This window comes from Acidobacteriota bacterium (assembly GCA_038040445.1).
Lineage (GTDB): Bacteria > Acidobacteriota > Blastocatellia > UBA7656 > UBA7656 > Onstottus_A > Onstottus_A frigus.
Window position 1 is genome coordinate 1 of record JBBPIG010000006.1, and the last position, 19,224, is coordinate 19,224.

Consider the following 19,224-nt stretch of genomic DNA (forward strand, 5'->3'; position numbering starts at 1 on the left):
TTTTTTCTTATTATCACTACAAAAACCCACCACCCGCCCCACCCCCCCCCCCCGCGCCGCAGTCCAAATAAAGTCTATGCTACTTGGAACCCGTTCGACACGCGCGGTGTCAAATCAAGAAGCAACACAACGCCAGAGCGCCTAACGCTAGAATCGAGGTGAAATGCTTTGTCATTTCCAAAGGCCCGCGTACGCCCTGTGTCCCCGCCACCCGTCATCAACGTGACCCCGTTAATCGATGTGCTGCTCGTGTTGCTAATCATCTTCATGGTGATCCAGCCGCACAAAGAAGCGAAGCTGCCGGTTAAGGCTCCGGAGCGCGCGTCGGGCATTGAAGAACCGTCGCCCGAAACGCTGATGCTGACCGTAGCACACGATATGCGGCTTGAGCTTAACTCAAAGCCTATTGAAGTAGGCGAGCTTCTCCCATTGTTGGCAGATTTGATGGAACAGCGCCCTCTCGATACAAGAACGCTTTTCATCAAGGCTCCGCCGATGCTCGCTTACGGACCCGTCGTGCTGTTGATAGACCTCGCGAAGGGCGCAGGCGTAGTTACCGTCGGTTTGGTGAAGGACGAGGGCTGACCTGAAGTAACACCTGGGAGCGCAGGCATCCCTGCCTGCTTTGCGTTGCGCTAGAAGAGGCAGGCAGGGATGCCTGCGCTCCCAGGTGTTACTTCAGTCGGCCGTCGAAAATGACGTCCGGGCCGAGCCTGCGTATCTTGACCGAGGAAAAAGTTATCGCGTCGCTGAGCCGGGTTATTTCCAGATCGCCGATCGCTTCAGTCCCCTGGCCGATTATCTTCGGAGCTATGACAACAACCAGGCGATCGACTGCTCGGGCCGCAAGCAGCGATGTGATGACGCCCTTTCCCCCTTCAACAAGCACCGATGCGACGCCGCGACGCCCAAGCTCTTCAAGCAAGCGCGAGATATCGATTCCTGAGCGGTTCCGGGCGGCCGGTAGGCGGAGTATCTCGGCGCCAAGTTCCTGAATCTTGCTCGCGCGATTGGGATCGGCGGTGACGTCCGCCGCCACGAGCGTCCGCGGCGCCGCGCCGCCGGCGAGCACGCGCGAAGCGAGCGGTATGCGAAGTTTGCTGTCGATGATAACTCGTAGCGGATCGCGGCCTTTTATCAGCCTGACTGTCAATTGCGGGTCGTCGGCCAGCACCGTCCCTATGCCCACCAGGATCGCGTCGTGCTCGCGGCGCAGCTTGTGAGCCAGTTGCAGGGAAGGCGGTGCGCTTATCCATCGCGAATCGCCAGTCGAGGTGGCGATGCGGCCGTCGAGCGACTGAGCGAACTTTACCGTGACGAACGGAACACCGGTCGCAGAATACTTAAAGTACTTTTCATTCAGCGCGCGGCAAGCTTGCTCTAAGATGCCGGTCTCTACTTCGATGCTTTCAAGCTGATTGAGAATCCCACCGCCCGCGGGCTGAGATTGATCATTGTAGTCTCTTGCGCCGACGACAATGCGAGCGACGCGACTATCGATCAATCGCCTCACACAGGATTCGTTTGGGGTATCGCGGCGCGGCTCGATGTTGGTGTACACGGTTGCGCCGCGGGCCAGCCCTCCGGCCTCGTCAACAGCGGCGACGACGGCGGGGGGCCCTCCTTCGCGGCAGTAGCCCCGACCCACCACGCGGCCATCGGCCACCACGAGAGCCCCAGCCAGTGGTTCGCGCGAAGGCCGATCAACGCCGCGCTCGGCAAGCCTGATCGCCATTCGCATGAACTTGTCATCGGTCGTTCGCATGAATTGTTTCAGTCTATCGCAGCAGACCAACCACTGACTACTGACCGCTGAGTTGGGCAGTGTCCTAATCTTGTGTTGATATTTGCTAGTGTCCTAGATACCGTTTGCGGATTATTTCCGGTGGAAGCTAAGATTGATTCGCAATGGTTGTCGAGCTTGTGAAAGAGTTCACGTTTGAAGCGGCTCACCGCTTACCCCGCGTTCCGCATGATCACAAATGCGCGCGGCTGCACGGACATTCCTTCAGATGCGAGGTCGCCGTGCGCGGAGATGTTGATCCAACGACCGGATGGTTCATCGACTACGCCGAGATCTCCGACGCATTCGAGCCGCTGCGCCAGCGGCTGGACCACTATTACTTGAACGAGATAGATGGGCTCGACAACGCCACCAGCGAGAACCTCGCGCGCTGGATATGGGAGCGTTTAGAAGGCCGTCTGTCCGGGCTTCATCGAGTGACGATTCGGGAAACCTGCTCATCGCGATGCGATTACTTCGGGGAATGAGAGAGCTACCGGGTAACGGGCGGGAAGGCGCTGACGGGACATCACGCGGCACTGATCGATGCGGATATCGAAACTACTGCTTTCCTGCGAAGCTTATCCGCGGACATTGCGCGGTCGGCTGATAACAATAACTCGTCGATAGATTCGCCGTCCGCGCCGAAGCAGGCCCACCCAACGCTTATGCCGGCGAATACGCTCGAACCGTTGGTTCCAAACGTGCGGTCGTCTACGGCTTGCTGAATCCGATGAACCAACGCGCGCACCTCGATCGCCTCGATCTGCGCAAGTGCAATGAGCTCATCGCCAGCGTACCGGCTGAGAAAGTCTTCGGATCGGAATTGGCGCGTGAGCAAACCGGCTATTTCACGCACCGCGTCGTCACCCGCCCCGCCTGCAGGCGAGTCATTCACGCTCTCGAAGCCGTCGATATCCATAATCAACAGCGCGAAGCTAGCACCATAGCGGCGCGCTCGATCTGCCTCTTGCTCGAAACGAAGCCTTAGCGCCCGCGCATTCGGCAGGCCGGTGAGCGGATCTGATAGTTGGGTTTCTGTTTCTTCGTGATGCACGGCGTTTGCTATGGCGTCGGCAGCGAGCTTGCCCACCGCTTCGACCAGCCGCAGATGGTCGGGTGAGTAGGCGTCGAGGTCGGCAGAATAGAGCGTGAGTGCGCCTAGCACGTCGTCGCCTTTCAGCAAAGGCACTGCGATCACCGTGCGGTAAGGCGTATCGAGCTTGACCTGCGCGGCGTCGAAATCAAGCTGCGGATCACAGTTGTACATCGGCTGGCGGTTGGAGACGACCCAGCCTGTTATGCCGGATCCGAGTATGATGCTCGCGCCCTTGAAGCGCTCGGCGTTGCGGCCGCTGACATGCACCGCTTCGACGTCAATCGAGTTCGACTTCCCAAGGTAAAGAACGCAGGTTGTGTGGCTGACGATATCCTGCAGCCTTGAAGAGAAGACCGCGAACATATCGCGCAGGTCCAGGCTCGTTCCAATTGTCTGGGCTATTTCGTAGAGTGCCGTAACCTCGCGATGCGCGTTGCGAATGGGCTCGAACGCTATCTGGTGGCTGTCTATCTTTTGCGCGCCGGCATCCGGTCTGATTGCGAGCTTCGGCCCCGGCGCCTTGACCTCTCTCTTTTGCTGCTTTATTTCGGCTTCAAACTTCGGAAGGTGTTCGAGAAACAGCCGGACCACTTCAGGATCGTACATCGATCCGCTGCTGCTCTTGATCAGAGCGATTGCTTGCTCGCGAGTCATCGCCTTGCGATACTGCCGATCCTCGCGCACCGCGTCGAAGCAATCGACGACGGACAGGATGCGCGCAGTGACGGGTATCTGCTCGCCACGCAGCCCGTCGGGGTAACCGCGGCCGTCCCATCTCTCATGGTGGTGCCTCACCACCGGCACGACCGGATACGGAAACGCGACTCGGCTTAGGATCTCCGCCCCGACTATTGTGTGAAGCTTCATCGTATCGAACTCGGCGGGCGTGAGCTTGTCTGGCTTGTTGAGGATATAGTCGGGCACGGCAAGCTTGCCGATGTCGTGAAGCAGCGCGCCGGCCTTCAACGCTTCGGTCTCCGGTTCACTCAGTCCGAAAAGACGGGCGAGTCCGGCCGCGTAGATCTGAACGCGATGGACATGGTCGTGAGTGACTTCGTCTTTTGCGTCGATCGCGATCGCCAGCGCCTCGATCGTTCGCAGATGCAGGTCGGTCATCTCTTCCACGTGGCGAATCGACGACTGCACCTTTTCGAGATAGTTCTTGTACGTCAGGAACGTGATCGCCAGGATCGGGACCGCGACAATGAAACCGTAGAACGAGATTACTGTTATCAGCTTGAAGATCAGCGCGGCGGCGGCGGCTCCAGCGAAGTACGACATCCAGGTCCACAAAAACGATTCCCGCCACGTCCTCAGAATGCCTCTGCCGTTTCGGAGCGAGGCTACAATGCTGTCCAGTGTGGAGCTCAACACATAGTGAACCAACGCCAGCGATTCTGCGGCCAGGATCAGGCGGCTCACGTCGGAAGCGACTTCATTGGGATTGCCGAATACAAGCGCAACCATCGAGCTTGACGCGAAGACGGACAGGCTCATCGCGCCCGCGCGGAACGGAGCAACCCTCCTGCGATTAGGATCGCGAAGCGAACACAATATGGCGTTGACTCCAGCAAGCACCACCGAGGGCCAAACGCCGTAGAGCAAGACTGAAAGGTAGATGAAGGTGTTATCCAGCGAGACGGTGCTATCAGTCCTGGGAATTCGAATGCTCGTGCGTCCGACTACCAGCGTGGTGGCAAGGCCGAGCAGAATCCAATCGACGCTCAGCTCGCCAGTCGCGACGACATAGGCGGCGTAAACAAAGACGCTCAACCCCGCCGCCGAGACCGCGCTCATGAAGGCGCTCGCCGCGTCGTTCTCCGATCTCCTGACCCGATGTTCAATCGCTTCAGCCAAGGCCTTTTGACACTCCCGGCGCATAGTCCAACTTCAAACCGAGTCTTCTTCAATTCAATGCTCGTGCCGCGATAGCGATGGAATTCGAATGCCGGCGTTGATCGGAGAAACGCTACCCGCTCGGCGGGCAGGCGGGTCGTCGGGCTCGCAAATGCCTTGGAGAAGAAGGGGTTGACTTCGCACTCCGCGGGCCCATTGGATAACGAGGCAACAGCGAACTCTTTGGGTGAGTCCCGGTGCGCAGGTTTATTGGGGCAGAATCGGTCAGAATGAAGGAAGCAGTCACGGTCAATCTCACTCAACGAGTTTCGGCAGCCCGCGCCGACGCTCGTCTGTCACAGCCTCGCGCGGGTTATGGAAGCGGGCTAGAATGTTCTGTGAAAACCGAGAAGATGCGAATCACCGAAATCTATCAGAGCATTCAGGGCGAATCGAGCTACGCGGGGTTGCCGTGCGTGTTCGTTCGCACCACTGGCTGCGATCTGAGGTGTAGCTGGTGCGATTCGGAGTTCACCTTCACCGGCGGCACGACGATGACGCTCGATCAGATCCTGAGCGAGGTCGAGAAGTATGACTGCGAGCTGGTGGAGCTTACCGGCGGCGAGCCGTTGCTGCAATCGGAGATCTACGCGCTTGCGGCGAGGCTCGCGGATGCGGGACATACGGTGCTTATCGAAACCGGTGGACATCGCGATATATCAAGGCTCGACCCTCGAGTCGTTCGCATTATGGATTTGAAGTGTCCGGCTTCGGGCGAGTGTGAAAAGAACCTCTGGTCTAATCTCGAACATCTGCGCCCCTTTGATGAGGTTAAGTTTGTCATTGCAGATCGAGCCGACTACGACTGGTCGCTCGAGACAATTCGTGAGCACCGATTAGAAGATCGCGTGAAGCTCTTGATTTCGACAGCGTTTGGAATGATCGAGCCGGAGGAGGTCGTCGCGTGGATGCTCGAGGATAAATTGCGCGGGCGGTTTCAGCTACAGCTTCACAAATACATCTGGCCGCCGGAAGCGAGGGCGCGGTAGGCAAAAGGCACTGCCTTCCGCCTTCCGATTCTACATACCCATTATGTTATAGCCGCAATCTACGTGAAGGACTTCGCCGGTGACCCCGCGCGACAAGTTGGAAAGCAAGAATAGCGCGGCGTCGGCGACTTCGGATTGATCGATGTTGCGGCGGAGCGGAGCGCGGTTGCGCATGTGCTCGAGGATCTTTGAGAAACCGCCGATGCCCGCCGAGGCCAGAGTCTTCACAGGACCCGCGGAGATGGCGTTCACTCTAATGTTCTGCGGGCCGAGATTCGCAGCGAGATACTTCATGCTCATATCGAGCGCGGCCTTCGCCACACCCATAACGTTGTAGCCTGGAATCACTCGCTCGCCGCCAAAATAGGTGAGCGTCACGATGCTGCCTCCATGTTCTTCCATTAGCGGCGCGGCTTCTCTCGCGATCGCGGCCAACGAGTAGACGCTGACGTCTTGCGCGACCCGGTACCCCTCACGCGAGGTGTTGAGATATTCGCCTTCCAGTTCTTCGCGAAGCGCGTAACCTATTCCATGCACCACGAAATCGAGCGTGCCAAATTCTTTCTTGACCGCCTGAAACACGGCAGTGATGTCTTCGTCACGAGTCACATCGCACGGAAGCACGAGCGGATCTTTCAACGACCCGGCAAGCTCTCGCGCGTTCTCTTCGAGCCTCTCACCTTGATAGGTCAGAGCGATGCGCGCGCCCTCTTCCGCCGCGCGGCGTGCGATCGCCCAGGCCAGGCTTCGCTTGTTGGCCACGCCGAACACGATGCCGGTCTTTCCCTCCAGGAGCATCTGGTTCCTCTTCTCAAGCCGCAATTGAAAATTGAAAATTGAAAATTAGAAATTGCAAATTGAGATCGAGCGCCGCGCGATGTCGTTCAATTTTCATTTTGCAATTTTCAATTCTCAATTTTCAATGCAGTTTCATTCAGTTTCAACTAAGACTTTTCACTGCCGCTTTTCGGGAGTGATCTTCATCGTCATCTCTTTACCATCGCGGCGTATCACGGCTTCGACTTCTTCGCCCCCTCGCATCTCGCCAAGCGCGTAGGTGTAGTCGTACACGTTCTTGATCGGCATCTTTCCCAGCTTCACTACGATATCGCCCGCACGCAGGCCCGCTTTTTCAGCAGGCGAGCCGGCCCGCACTCCGTCCAGTTTCAGACCGTCGCTTTGATCGGAGTAGTTGGGCACGGTTCCCAGATAAACGCGAAACCCTCGCCCGGTTGGCCTCTGTTCCACTTTCACCTTGGTAAACGCGATGCGTTGCGGTTCATTGGCAACAGAGATGGCAATCTCGCGAACAAACTCGGCGACCTGCTTTAACCCTTCGGCGTTGATCTTGTCCGCAGTATCCGAGGGTTTGTGATAATCGTCGTGCGTGCCGGTGAAGAAGAACAATACGGGTACATCGCGCACGTAGAAGGACTGGTGATCGCTCGGTCCGAAGCCGTCCTCGCCGAAGCCTAGTTGAAAGCGAGGTGGATTTGCAGCCGCGCTCGCTGTTGCCTGGGTTGTTACCTGGGTTGTGCCGTTCAGCTTCTCGAGCAGTGGCTTCCACGCGGGCGACGTGCCGACTCCGCCAACAAACAACGAACCGTTGCGAAGCCTGCCGATCATGTCCATGTTCAGCATCGCGACAGTCGAAGCCAGTGGAACGACCGGGGTCTTCGTGTATGCGCCTGAGCCAAGCAATCCGAGCTCTTCACCGCTGAAGGCGATGAACATTATGCTGCGTTTGATCTTGCCGCGTTCGGCTGCGAGCACTCGCGCAAGCTCGAGCAACCCCGTAGTGCCCGAGGCGTTGTCGTCGGCGCCGTGATGGACCTGCCCTTCTGGATTTGCCGCGAGCGACTCGGGCCCGCCGAGTCCCAGATGATCGTAATGAGCGCCGATGACGACGTATTCGGACGCGAGCTGCGGGTCACTGCCCCCAAGCACGCCGACGACGTTCGCGCTCTTACCATTGACCTTGACGACGTCCGTCTTAAAGTCGGCGGTTACCCCGGCTATTAGTCGAGAAGAGCCGGCATCCTTTGCTTTCGCCTCAGCGTCGGCCAGCGACACATTGCTCGAAGCCAGAATTGCTGTTGCCGAATCGCGACTGACGACCACTGTCGGAATTCCCGAGTCCAGAAAGTTCAGATCGTGCCGCAGGCGCGACAAGCGGTCTTCGCGAAAGTCCTTTTCCGCGCTTACGAAGATCACACCGCGAGCGCCTTTCTCCCTCGCCTTCAGCGTTTTGTTCTGAATCTCGAGTCCCGGCTGAGTGAAGGCGGCGAAGCGCCCGTGTGGGTTGTCACCATCGGAACTGCCTCGCAGCATCATCACGATCTTTCCCTTTGGATCGACGCCCGCGTAGCTGTCGAATTGCAGTTCCGGCGCGCTGATGCCGTAACCCACGAACACGACTTCGCCCGCAACCGGCGCCGAGGGCGAGAACGCGAGAGGCATGAATTCCTCTTTTACCTTGAGCGATCGAGCGCCGCTTGCGGTCTTCAATTGAAAGCTGTTGCTATCGCCGAGCTTGACCGCCGCGACGAATGTAAACGGTTGAAGAAAGCCGGCCGCCGATGAAGGCTTGAGTCCATAGCTGCGAAATTCTTTTTCGATGTAAGCGGCCGCTTCGTCTGCGAACGAGGTTCCGGCGCGCCGGCCTTGCAATTTGTCAGAGGCGAGAAACCCGACGTGTTTGCTGATTCGCTCGGCGGACAGTTGCGCTTTGCTTTCGGCGCGCGCGCTGCTCAGCGCGGGAGCAACCGCTGCGCCTCCGGAGGTGAACGTGAGCGCCGAGCTAAAGAGTAAGAGTGCGGTTGTGAGGATGAACAGGCTTGCTTTTCGGATTAACATTTGGAACTCCCCTCTGCGATGAAGAATCAAGGCTCCGTTTGAGGAAGAATCATGCGCCGCTCACGCGTCAAAGCTTTGTGATCCGCATGGGCCGACGCTGAATCATATCGAGCGCTGTGAATCAGTGTCAATGGGTGTCATCATGCCCTTCGGTGTGAAGGGGGCCTGGGAAGCGCCCCAACACTTCAAACCGCTGTAGCCGCGCGTTAAAAACTTTCGCGAGTCGATCGAGCGCGCTCCGAGAGCTAGCGTGGGACTCAATCGTCAGACGAAACCTGTTGCTAGCCACATCCGGTTAGGGTTATGGTTAGGCCATCCTGGGTGGCCCAAGGTGGTTCAGCGGCCAAAGTTTCTCGAGTACCAAGCGAGGTAGGTGTGAAAGCGCTCTCGTTCGGCGTGAACGTGTCGCACATCTGGACCGAGATCGAACAAAGAGGACATCAAAGATGAAGAACGTTACCAAGAGATCTGTGGCTTTGTTCATTGGCCTCGCGAGCATGGCGCCAGTTTTCCCCACGGGAAGTCCCTTTCTTGAGTCTGGCCGCGCGACGTTGCCCACGGGAGCACGTAGCCTCTACAAACGTCCGGCGAAACTGCTGGACGCTGAAAGCTCTCGGTCGCTTGCAACCGTAGACAAGGAAACCAACGCGCGGGTGAATCAGGTCTACGGCAAGCTTCCGATGAGTTTCGAAGCGAACGATGGACAGACGGATTCGCGCGTGAAGTTCATTTCTCGTTGGGGCGGCCAGACGCTGTTCCTGACTTCGACCGAAGCGGTGTTTAGACTGGAAGGCCCGAACCAAACACCAGCACCTGAAGGAAGACCAACCCTCTCAGTGGATGCTAGCAGCGCGCGCCGTTCGCCGGTTGAATCGACGAACTCGGTGTTGCGAATGAAGCTGGTGGGCGGGAACACTTCGGCAAAAGTAACAGGCCTCGATAAGCTGCCGGGCAAGAGCAACTACTTCATCGGGAACGATCCGAAGAAGTGGCGAACGAATGTCCCGAACTACGCGAAGGTGAAGTATGAGCAGGTCTACCCTGGCGTCGATCTTGTGTACTACGGCAACCAGCGCCAGCTTGAGTACGACTTGATAGTAGCGCCCGGAGCCGATCCCAACCGTATCAGGCTCACATTTGAAGGCGCTCAGAAAATGCGAATAGATGAGGCAGGCGATCTGGTGCTGAGCACAACCGCGGGCGAGACGCGTCAGAGGAGTCCAATTGTTTATCAAGAACTGAATAAAAAGAGAGAACGCGTACGTGCTGGATACGCGAAGCAAGGCGAGAATGAAGTAGCTTTTGAGCTAGGACGATACGATGCGAGCCGGCCGCTGGTGATCGATCCGGTACTGGTGTACTCCACTTATCTGGGAGGTAGTTTTGGCGAGTCCGGCAACAGCATTGCTGTAGACCCGGCGGGCTTTGCCTACATAACCGGTTTCACCAATTCAAATGATTTTCCGACCGCAAACCCTTTGCAGCCGAACAACGCCTCCTTCTGTTGTGCGGGCGACGTGTTCGTGACTAAGTTGAATGCCGCCGGATCCGCCCTCGTCTACTCGACATATATCGGCGGCGGCGAGACGGATCAGGCCAGCGCGATTGCTGTTGACCCATTTGGCAATGCATACGTCACCGGCACAACCAGTTCTACCGATTTCCCGACAGCGAACGCGTTCAGTCCTAATCTCGCCGGGGTAGCCAACGACGCGTTTGTTGCTAAACTGAACTCGGCGGGAAGCGCATTCGTGTATTCCACGTATCTAGGAGGCAGCCTCGGCGAGACTGCCACAAGCATAGCCGTAGATGCGAGCGGAAACGCTTACGTGACTGGTTCAACCGGCTCGACCGACTTCCCCACATCAAATCCGTTGCAGGGGAATATTAGCGCCGGGTCCGACGGCTTCATAACGAAGTTCAACGCCACAGGCACATCGCTCGTCTATTCCACGTATTTGGGAGGTGTTGGCGCAGATTCTGGCAACGGCATCGCGGTGGATGCCACCGGCAATGCCTACGTTGCGGGCACAACAAGCTCGCCTGATTTTCCATTAGTGAATCCGGTGCAGTCGGAGATCACCGACAAAACAGCCTTTAAGAGCATCGATGGAGCCGCCACTTGGGCTGCAATCAACAATGGTCTGCCCGCTCGATTCTCGGTTAACACAATAGCGATTGATCCGGGTGCTCCGAACACTCTTTATATCGGCACGACCGGCGGTGGAGTCTTCAAGAGCACCGATGCCGGGAGCAGTTGGATTGCTTCGAACAACGGGTTGTTTACTCTTGCCATGGACCAGCTATTGATAGACCCGAAGACAACCTCGACGCTGTATGGCATCAGCGGGAGGAGTCTTACCAGGAGCACAGATGCGGGAATGAGCTGGAACACGATCCCTCTTCTTGGCGGAGCAGAAGTAGTTGCGTTAGATCCGAGCGCGCCACAAACGCTTTATGCGGCGAGGGGGCAGTTGGTCTTCAAGAGCATCGATAGCGGGGCAACCTGGAGCGGAGTTACAGTAAGAGACCCGCTTGGGAACATCGCCAGCACCTTGCATGGTCTTGTGGTGGACCCGAGGACGCCCACCACAATCTATGCCGCGGATTCCGGCGGAGTGTTTAAGAGTATTAACGGCGGGACCGTCTGGAGGGGAAGGCTTGGCACCCCTTCAGGCGCCCGAAGCATCGCTATTGACCCGGTCAATACGGCCTCGCTCTATGTGTGGTCTATCGGCGGCGGGATTTCGAAAAGCACGGATGGCGCACAAACCTGGAGTCTGATCAACTCAGGTCTTCCCAGCAAGGCTGTTCGGGTTGTTGCTATTGATCCGATTGCGACGAATACCCTTTATGCCGGCACGGATCACGGCATACAGAAGAGCACCGATGGAGGAGTCAGTTGGATGACCACCGTAAGCAGGGTGACCAACGCTCCCGCTAACGCAATAGCCATTGACCCGAGAGTTACATCGACGCTCTACGCTGGGGCTTCCGCCACTTTCGACTGTTTTGTTGCGAAGCTAAACTCACAAGGCACTGCACTCCTTTACTCCACCTATCTAGGCGGTGATACAGCCGACGTCGCTTCGGGCATTGCTGTAGATGCGTTTGGAAATGCTTACGTGGCGGGCGCTACAACATCGGCCGGTTTTCCGACGAGGAACCCGATGCAATCATTCGGCGGCGGGCTTCTAGACGGCTTTGTTGCAAAACTCGACACCGTACACGCTGAACTTGTTTACTCCACACACCTCGGCGGCGGCAGCTTCGACAGTTGTCGAGGAATAGCCGTGAACACGGCTGGCAACGCCTATGTCACGGGTCAGACTTCTTCAACAGACTTTCCAACGGTGGTCCCCTTGCAAGGCTCGCTAGCCGACGCTGAAAGCGACCCCTTCGTGGCAAAGCTTAACGCGACAGGATCGGCACTCGTCTTCTCAACTTATTTGGGTGGAGGTGAAGGAGCCCTTCACTCTAGTGGTTTTGATTTCGCGAACGCGATCGCGATTGACAATGCAGGAAGCGCTTACATAACCGGGTCCACCACGTCCGACAACTTTCCAACTACGCCGGGCGCTTTCCAACTAGCCAAACGAGGCAATAGCATCACAGCTTTCGTCGCCAAGATTTCCGACCCTCCCCCTTTCGATGCGTGCCTGCAAGACGACAGCAACGGCAACTTGCTGCTCGTCAACACAAACACTGGAGATTATCAGTTCATCAATTGCGGTGTCCTTACCTTGAGTGGAAAAGCTGCAATAAGTAAGAAGGGCTGCCTCGTCACTCTTCAAGTGAGCGGGCCTGATCGCAGATTGCTCGCGAGGATTGATACTTGCCGGGGGACCGGAACTGCTTCAATGCAGGTTTTCTCTCAAGGCAGAACATTTACTATCCTGGACAGGAATACAGCCAACAGTGCTTGTGCTTGTTCGAGATAGGTTGCGCGCTCGCGAGGAGAGCGCTCGACGGTTCGTCTGCCGGCGTCGAAATTGTCTTACGCCATGGCGAGTCGCCGGTGAAGAGTGAATCGTACTCTTCCAGTTCGGCTACTCCTTGAGACTGCGGGACGGAGGCGCCTTCAAAGCTTCTGGATCGAGCCGCGTTGAAACATTCGCGGCGCGCCCGCCAGCAAAGCCAGCAACACGAACGCGAGAAGAACTGCCGGGGTGCTGACCCCGGCAGTGGTCGCTAACATGACTGCGCGAAGGAGCGACAAAAACTGCGACACTCCGAGTGAAGCCAGCAGCGCCCACCACGCCCATCGCTCGCCGCGTCGATACGGCACCCACGTTACGGCGATTGCCAGCAGCGCATACGCGAGCGCAAAGGTCGCCGCTGTAGCGCGCCGCCCTCTGAATGCCTTGACCGCCTGGTCGCCACCCTGTTCTCCAATCTGGGTAAGCGTGTACTCCGGGGTGAGGGAGTCCGGCTTCCCGGTGTAGGCGACCCACAGCGATTGGGCAGAGATAAGAACGATGGCTACCGAGACTACCAGCAGAATTACCCAGCTTGTCATGAACAACAGGTGTGAACCTCTCATTTTGCCTCCTACGTAGATGTACCGTAGACTGTCCAGTCTGCGGGTGTTTCCACATCAGCCTATCTTCATCCGACGCCATGCGCAGACCGGACAGCGCCATCGCAGACTGGACAGTCTACGCTACATCCTTATTTTTCGGTCAGCGCGATCTCGAGCAAGATCAGCTTCTTTATCCCGCGATAGATCGGCTCGATTTGGCACCACTCGCCCAGCGAGTGATCGCCGCCGCACGGAGCACAGCCGGTAGAGATCGCAGGCAAGCCAGCCAGTAACGCGACGTTCGAGTTGTTCGAGGCACTGTTGCCCACAGTCACATTCTCAAATCCAATTGCTCGATGCACCGCCTCCGCCATTCTCACGGTAAACGACTCGCGGCTCCCCGGGATCTGGGCGGCCGGAACTTTTTCCTCGGGCAGCTCGGTCTTCACCTGCATGCCAACTCGACCGGCTTCTTCGAGGAGTATCTGCGCGATCTTCTGCTCGAAGTCATCGATCAGTTTCTGATTGGTGGATCGCAGATCGACCGTGAACCACGCATCCGCCGCTTTGGCGTTCACGACGTCAGCTCCGCCGAGCATCCCGATGTTCAAGTGCACCACCGGATCCTTTGGCAGCTCGAGCGAATAGATACGCGTGATCGCCCGCGCGGCCGCAAGCGTCGCCGAATATGGCGGCGCTTTTGAAGTCGTATGGCCGCCCGTGCCGATGAAGTGGTGCTTGTACCAATTGATCCCTATGCCGCCGTAGTTCAAGCCCTCGTATCCGCCGTCGAGCGCGACGTACTGCCCGATTCGCTCCCTGTTCTCGGAGATGAAATGCTTTACTCCCCCGAACGACGTTTCTTCTTCAACCGTGAACACGAAGATCAGATCGGCTCTGGTTTTGATCCCAGCATTATCAAGCGCGCGAATCGAGGCCAGGATCGCTTCGACATTTCGCGTATCGTCCCCAACACCCGGGGCGAAGATCTTTCCATCGCGAATCTCGGCTTTGATCTTCAAGCCTTCTTGAAACACCGTGTCGAGATGCGCGTCAAACACGACGGGCTTCGAGCCGCCGGTGCCTTTGCGAACGGCGATGAGGTTACCCTTGGAGTCGTAGTAGACTTTGTCCAGGTTGAGAGACTGCAACGCTCTTCGCACTGCTTCGGCTCGCTCGCGTTCTTTCCCGGACGGCGCGTTGATCTCCGTGAGCGCTATCCACTCAGCTAGTATCTGATCTTTATGCGCATCGACATAATCGAACGCGCGTCTCACGTCTGCGCGTTCCATGATTTGTCGGGCCTCGCCGGTCAGATCCTGCGCGGTTACACTGGCACCCAGCAGTAGCGCCGCGCATGCAAGCGCCGCCATTCTTCCCCTCATGAACGTTCTCCGTTGGATGGCTGTCTAACGACGAAGGCCTATTCTAAGTCGCAGGTGATCGATAAAGCAAAAGTGAAGCAAAGGCGTGTGGAGAGCGCCGCCCGGTCAGCAACCCGCATAGCGACACAGTTGGCGGCGCTTTGGCTTCTGTGGATTGCGCCGCCCCGGTCGGCGATCTCCCAGGTTATGTTTTGGCGGCGCTTTGGCTGAGTGGGTGAAACTCACGATGCCGAAGACGTTGCTAGTGGGAGCTGAAGCAAAGCGCCGCCGCCTCTAACCAAGAGCTTGGTCGCGCAAGAGGCGGCGCAGTCCAAACATTACGGGTTCGAGGCGCGCCGCGGACGCTCGCGTTGCAAGACGCTGTCGCTCGCGCGAGGCCGGCCCGAGATGCGCCACTCGATTCGCTTGATTGCAACTGTGGCCGTATCCGCCGTCGAAGCGCTCGACGTGCGCACCACCGGCTCCAGCTCCTTTATTGTTTCCTGGTCGCCAATGCGTCCGAGTATCTCGATTACTTTTTGCCGGACTTCCTTGCTGCTCGAGCGAATGTAAGGAAAGAGATCCGCCGGACTCGTGGCGTCCATCAAGTAAGCGCGAGCCTGATCTTCCTGATCGGTCTCGAGCTTGCGCACGATGTACTGGATGTTTGTGGTGCCGCCCATCTTGTACATCGCCCAATACTCGGCGAGCTTCACATCGTTGTTTTTCTCGGTTAGCACCAGCCGGGATATCTGGTCCTGATAGCGCGGGTCGGCTATTCGCGCCAGCCCCTCGATCGCGTATTGGCGGCGGTCTGCATCGTTGTCAGTCATGTTCTCGACGAAGGTCTGCTCTGCCTTCTCGTCGCCTATCAAAGACAACGCCCACAGCGCAGCTTCGTCGCGCGCCGGCAGGTAGCTCAAGCTTCCTTTCACCCTGTCGCCGACCTTCTTGAGGGCGCCTTTCTTCTCGGGACCCAAACCGTAGACCGAAAGCAGCGGCTCGACCGCCGGCTTGTATTTGAGCATGCCGGCCGCGACCATCGCCTGCGTTCGCACCTTCTGATCCGAGTCGCGAAAGAAGGGTATCAGGTAAGTGCCGGCCGACTGATCTCCGATCTTGATAAACGCTCGAAGCACCTCCATGCGCAGATCCTGATCCGCGCTGAGCGCGTCGGCAAGATGTGGGATCGCGGCCGTACCTCTCAAAACGCCGAGCGCGCGAATGGCGGATATTCGAACATTGCGCTCGCGGTCACCTCGAGCCGATTCTCCGATCGCTGTGACGATTGTGGGATCGACCGCAACGTAAGGCTCGACTATTTCGTGATCGTTTGTGTCGAGAAACGGATTGAACAGGTTCCAACCGGAGCGACGGTTGGTTATGAAATCTATGTCGTGCTCGGTGTACAGCGCCACCAACGATCTTATTGCCACGCCGCGCACATTCGAGTTCGGGTCCTTGAGCGCGTCGAGCATCTCGGGCAGCGCCGAGAAGTCCTTGATCATTCCCAGCGACCGAAGCGCTTCGGCGCGCACGTCGTAGTCTTCATCTTTGCGAGCCGCCACCGCGAGCGCTTCGACCGCGAGTTGATTGCGGACCCGGCGTTCACCCAGCTTGTGCGCCGCGTCCTGTCGCGTGCTCGCGTTGGGACTCTTCAGATAGGCGAGCAAGGTCTCAAGCGATTGAGTCTCGCCGCGCACGGCAAAGACGAACGTTAGCAACACGACGAGAAGCGTCACTATCTGGACGAACATTTTCCTATTTGAAGGCATGGCAAACTCCTCAGAGAAGAAACTGCTTGTCCTGCGGGAAACGAAACTGGGGGCTTAAGTGGGGAACCTGTCCTTTCGCTGACATTCTTGTCCGCATAGGCGGTTTAGTCAAGCTGCAAATAAGCAAGGTTTCTCGTCAACGGTATGGGCTAGAGCCAGCTATGACTTCAGCGCCCAGTAGCCTTTTCGGGCCCGCGTCATCAGCCCGGGACGCGTAACACCCACGCTGAGCTTGCGCCAACGGCCGTCGCGCTTTTGATTAGTGGGGTAGTAGGTCAGTGTGTATTGATTTCTTAGCTCATCCACGATGTTTGTGAATGCTTCTTCAAGCTTGTCGCCCTGCGGCGTATAAACATATCGCCCGCCGGTCTGCGAGGCGAACTCTTTCATCTCGGTTTGCCCGCGCCTCAGTCCCAGGATCCAACTTGCGTTCCCGATCCGCGAGTTATCATCGATCAGGTCAACCGTGTAGATCATTATCCCGGCGGCGAGCGCCTTTTTTAACACCGAATCGAACGACGCCTTGCGGCTCGTCGTGTCCCAGCCGTCTGAGATCAACACAATCGCCCGGCGCTTCTCGGGCCGGTTCTCCAATGCGGTGACTGCTTCCGCCGCGCAGTCGTACAGCCGAGTGTTGTCTTCGGCTTTGGCGTCCCAAACGTAGTCCGAGATGTCGCGTACATCCGAAAAATCCTGAAAAAGTTTGACGTTGTTGTTGAAGCCGTAGACCGCGACCTGGTCGTTGTCTCGAATGTGATCCACAAACGAAGCCGCTGCCCCTCGCGCCAGGCCAAACTTGTAGTCCATGCTTCCGCTCATATCGATGAGTATCGCCGCGGCGAACGAAGCTTCTTCGCTAAGAAAAGAATTGATCGACTGCGGAGCGTTGTCTTCCAGCACGGTGAAGTCTTTCGCCTTTAGTCCGTGGGCGTATTGCCCCGCGGCATCGGTAACAATCAGGTTTACGACCACAAGATCCGAATGCAGCCGCACCGTGTCATCATCGCGGCGCTGGGCCTCATCCTGCTTCGCCTTCTTTTCCTGGCCGTAAGAACTTGGATGCGCGGGACTGGAAAGGAGGAGCGCGAACACAGCCGCGATGAAACCGGCCGTCAATTTCCGCTTAGCGGAAGACGCGCTGGTTGACGGGTTGCTTCTGGTGGCGGGCATCAGTCTGCTTTCTGGCGTCGTATGAAGCGAGCGAGGCTGATCACTTCGTTGGAATTGGCGATGACGGTTGCCGAAACGACGAAGCGGGTCTCGGCCGTCATTTCTTTTCTGATGTTGGCAGCCGTGGCGCTCAGCTTATCGATGGCGTCAGCCAGCGGCATGCGTTCGTCCGTATCGGACTTCCGGTCGACCTCTTCGCCTCCGGCGTTAGTCAACACGCGCTTGGCGAGCTTTTCGATCGTGCCGAGCTTTCTCAGATCATCGGCTGAAAGCTGCTTGCGCTCCCCATAGCCCCTGGCGATTTCGCCAGACAGATTGCTCAACTTCTCCACGTCTTCGAGCACCTTCTTATGCTCGCCCTCGGCGCGGGCAATGGCCATCTTGATACGCATATCCGACGGAAGGCCTCCCTCCTGGTCGGCGTCCGTAGGGAATTTGTCGAGAATCTTGCCTTCCGGTGGCTTCACTGCAGGGCGGGTCTGTGCCGTAGCGCCAGGCGCCGAGAGAAGGATGATTGCGAACAAGAAAAATACTCTGAACATCAATAGCTCTTCCCGCGGCAATATTTCGTGTATTTAGGTTTTAGCACAATCGCAAGGTCAACTCAATTGCGATATGGTCTGCCGTTGACTTCCGTACTGAAACTTCATACCGTGAATATTCGCCAAATTCGAACGAGGAGCTGATGGAACGATGAGAGTTGGGATATCGCTGCCGCAACTAGGTCCGCAGGCTTCACCGGAGAATCTGATCAAAGTCGCCCGCCGCGCCGAAGAGCTTGATTATGATTCCGTGTGGGTGCTCGAGCGGCTGTTGTGGCCGCTCAACCCGAAGGAACCTTATCCAGCAACGCCAGACGGCAAATTGCCTGAAACCTATCAGACAGTCTTCGATCCGATTGAGACTCTGACTTTCGTGGCGGCCCATACGAAGAGAGTACAACTCGGAACAAGCGTAGTAGTGCTGCCCTACCACACGCCGATTCAGCTTGCGCGCCGCATCGCTACGCTCGATGTGCTATCAGGCGGCCGCGCGCTGGTGGGAGTGGGTGCCGGGTGGTCGCGCGATGAGTTCGAAGCGGCGGGCACTCCGTTCGAGCGGCGGGGCGCGCGCTGCGACGAGTTTCTCCGGGCGATGATCGAACTGTGGACCACGGACCCGGTGAAGTTCGAAGGCCAGTTCTATCACATCCCTGAATCGAGAGTCGGACCGAAGCCGGTTCAAAAACCGCATCCGCCGATCTATATCGCGGGCTTCGGGCAATACACGTTCGACCGCGCGGTCAAGTTCGGGAGCGGATGGAATCCGGCGGGCATCCCGAGCTTCGAGTGGCTGGAAGGAATGATAAACCAGTTTCGTCAGACCGCTGCGCGAGCAGGCCGGGGCGAGATGGAAGTCGTCTTGCGAGCTTTCGCGATTGTTTTGCCCGCGGGCGGACGCGCTCCGTCGTCCGCGGGCGGGGGCGCTCCGTCGCACGCGGGCGGGGGCGCTCCGTCGCACGCGGGCGGGCGCGCACCGATGATGGGCACGCTCGATGAGTTGCGCGAGGATACACGGCGGCTGCGGGATATGGGCGTTACTCACCTGATTCAATCACCGCCGGCCATCGGTTTCGATCCGAGCGCAAGCATCGATGATATGCTCGCGGTGATGGAGCAGTTGATAGAAGTGTCGAAGTGATGCGTGATGCGTGATCCGTGATGCGTGATGCGTAAAGAATGATGCGTTGGGAGTGATGTCCGAGGGGGTGAAAGGCGGTGCGTGATTCAT

At 57.7% G+C, this 19,224-nt stretch carries 14 protein-coding genes; 5 read left to right on the forward strand and 9 right to left on the reverse strand.

Annotation, left to right across the window (positions count from 1 at the left end):
* Positions 1 to 168 precede the first annotated feature (168 nt).
* The gene (locus AABO57_08010) at positions 169 to 585 is read left to right on the forward strand and encodes a biopolymer transporter ExbD (protein MEK6285670.1); all 417 of its coding nucleotides are present in this window, start codon (positions 169 to 171) and stop codon (positions 583 to 585) included.
* Between the two features lie 88 nt (positions 586 to 673).
* Here AABO57_08010 and ribD read toward each other — a convergent pair whose 3' ends face one another.
* A complete protein-coding gene (ribD, locus tag AABO57_08015) occupies positions 674 to 1,765 on the reverse strand; it encodes a bifunctional diaminohydroxyphosphoribosylaminopyrimidine deaminase/5-amino-6-(5-phosphoribosylamino)uracil reductase RibD (GenBank protein ID MEK6285671.1) in 1,092 nt (363 codons plus the stop codon).
* A gap of 143 nt (positions 1,766 to 1,908) precedes the next feature.
* Between ribD and queD the strand changes: the two genes are divergently transcribed.
* Positions 1,909 to 2,271 carry a 6-carboxytetrahydropterin synthase QueD gene (queD, locus tag AABO57_08020; protein ID MEK6285672.1) on the forward strand — a complete coding sequence of 121 codons (363 nt, stop codon included), beginning with the start codon at positions 1,909 to 1,911 and terminating at the stop codon, positions 2,269 to 2,271.
* A 41-nt stretch (positions 2,272 to 2,312) separates the two neighbouring features.
* On the opposite strand, the gene AABO57_08025 is transcribed toward queD, so the two are convergent.
* Positions 2,313 to 4,739, reverse strand: coding sequence for an HD domain-containing phosphohydrolase (locus AABO57_08025; protein ID MEK6285673.1), 2,427 nt, complete (start codon positions 4,737 to 4,739; stop codon positions 2,313 to 2,315).
* A gap of 269 nt (positions 4,740 to 5,008) precedes the next feature.
* Between AABO57_08025 and AABO57_08030 the strand changes: the two genes are divergently transcribed.
* A complete protein-coding gene (locus tag AABO57_08030) occupies positions 5,009 to 5,767 on the forward strand; it encodes a radical SAM protein (protein ID MEK6285674.1) in 759 nt (252 codons plus the stop codon).
* Positions 5,768 to 5,797: 30 nt separating this feature from the next.
* On the opposite strand, the gene AABO57_08035 is transcribed toward AABO57_08030, so the two are convergent.
* Positions 5,798 to 6,565, reverse strand: coding sequence for an enoyl-ACP reductase (locus AABO57_08035; protein MEK6285675.1), 768 nt, complete (start codon positions 6,563 to 6,565; stop codon positions 5,798 to 5,800).
* Between the two features lie 156 nt (positions 6,566 to 6,721).
* Positions 6,722 to 8,623 carry a M28 family peptidase gene (locus AABO57_08040; GenBank protein MEK6285676.1) on the reverse strand — a complete coding sequence of 634 codons (1,902 nt, stop codon included), beginning with the start codon at positions 8,621 to 8,623 and terminating at the stop codon, positions 6,722 to 6,724.
* 446 nt (positions 8,624 to 9,069) lie between these two features.
* On the opposite strand from AABO57_08040, the gene AABO57_08045 reads away from it, so the two are divergent.
* Complete coding sequence (locus tag AABO57_08045) at positions 9,070 to 12,564, forward strand: SBBP repeat-containing protein (protein MEK6285677.1); 3,495 nt, start codon at positions 9,070 to 9,072, stop codon at positions 12,562 to 12,564.
* Between the two features lie 140 nt (positions 12,565 to 12,704).
* Here the strand turns inward: AABO57_08045 and AABO57_08050 are convergent, their stop codons facing one another.
* The 5 genes from AABO57_08050 to AABO57_08070 all read right to left on the reverse strand — a co-directional run bounded on the left by AABO57_08050 (position 12,705) and on the right by AABO57_08070 (position 17,996).
* Positions 12,705 to 13,166: a hypothetical protein gene (locus AABO57_08050; GenBank protein ID MEK6285678.1), complete on the reverse strand. Its 462-nt coding sequence runs from the start codon at positions 13,164 to 13,166 to the stop codon at positions 12,705 to 12,707.
* Between the two features lie 128 nt (positions 13,167 to 13,294).
* Positions 13,295 to 14,530 carry a M20/M25/M40 family metallo-hydrolase gene (locus tag AABO57_08055; GenBank protein ID MEK6285679.1) on the reverse strand — a complete coding sequence of 412 codons (1,236 nt, stop codon included), beginning with the start codon at positions 14,528 to 14,530 and terminating at the stop codon, positions 13,295 to 13,297.
* Between the two features lie 317 nt (positions 14,531 to 14,847).
* A complete protein-coding gene (locus AABO57_08060; GenBank protein MEK6285680.1) occupies positions 14,848 to 16,284 on the reverse strand; it encodes a HEAT repeat domain-containing protein in 1,437 nt (478 codons plus the stop codon).
* Positions 16,285 to 16,443: 159 nt separating this feature from the next.
* A complete protein-coding gene (locus AABO57_08065; GenBank protein ID MEK6285681.1) occupies positions 16,444 to 17,454 on the reverse strand; it encodes a VWA domain-containing protein in 1,011 nt (336 codons plus the stop codon).
* Positions 17,454 to 17,996 carry a hypothetical protein gene (locus tag AABO57_08070; protein ID MEK6285682.1) on the reverse strand — a complete coding sequence of 181 codons (543 nt, stop codon included), beginning with the start codon at positions 17,994 to 17,996 and terminating at the stop codon, positions 17,454 to 17,456. The genes AABO57_08065 and AABO57_08070 overlap by 1 nt, the downstream gene beginning before the upstream one ends.
* Before the next feature lie 151 nt (positions 17,997 to 18,147).
* On the opposite strand from AABO57_08070, the gene AABO57_08075 reads away from it, so the two are divergent.
* Positions 18,148 to 19,134: an LLM class F420-dependent oxidoreductase gene (locus AABO57_08075; protein MEK6285683.1), complete on the forward strand. Its 987-nt coding sequence runs from the start codon at positions 18,148 to 18,150 to the stop codon at positions 19,132 to 19,134.
* The last annotated feature ends 90 nt before the right edge of the window (positions 19,135 to 19,224 follow it).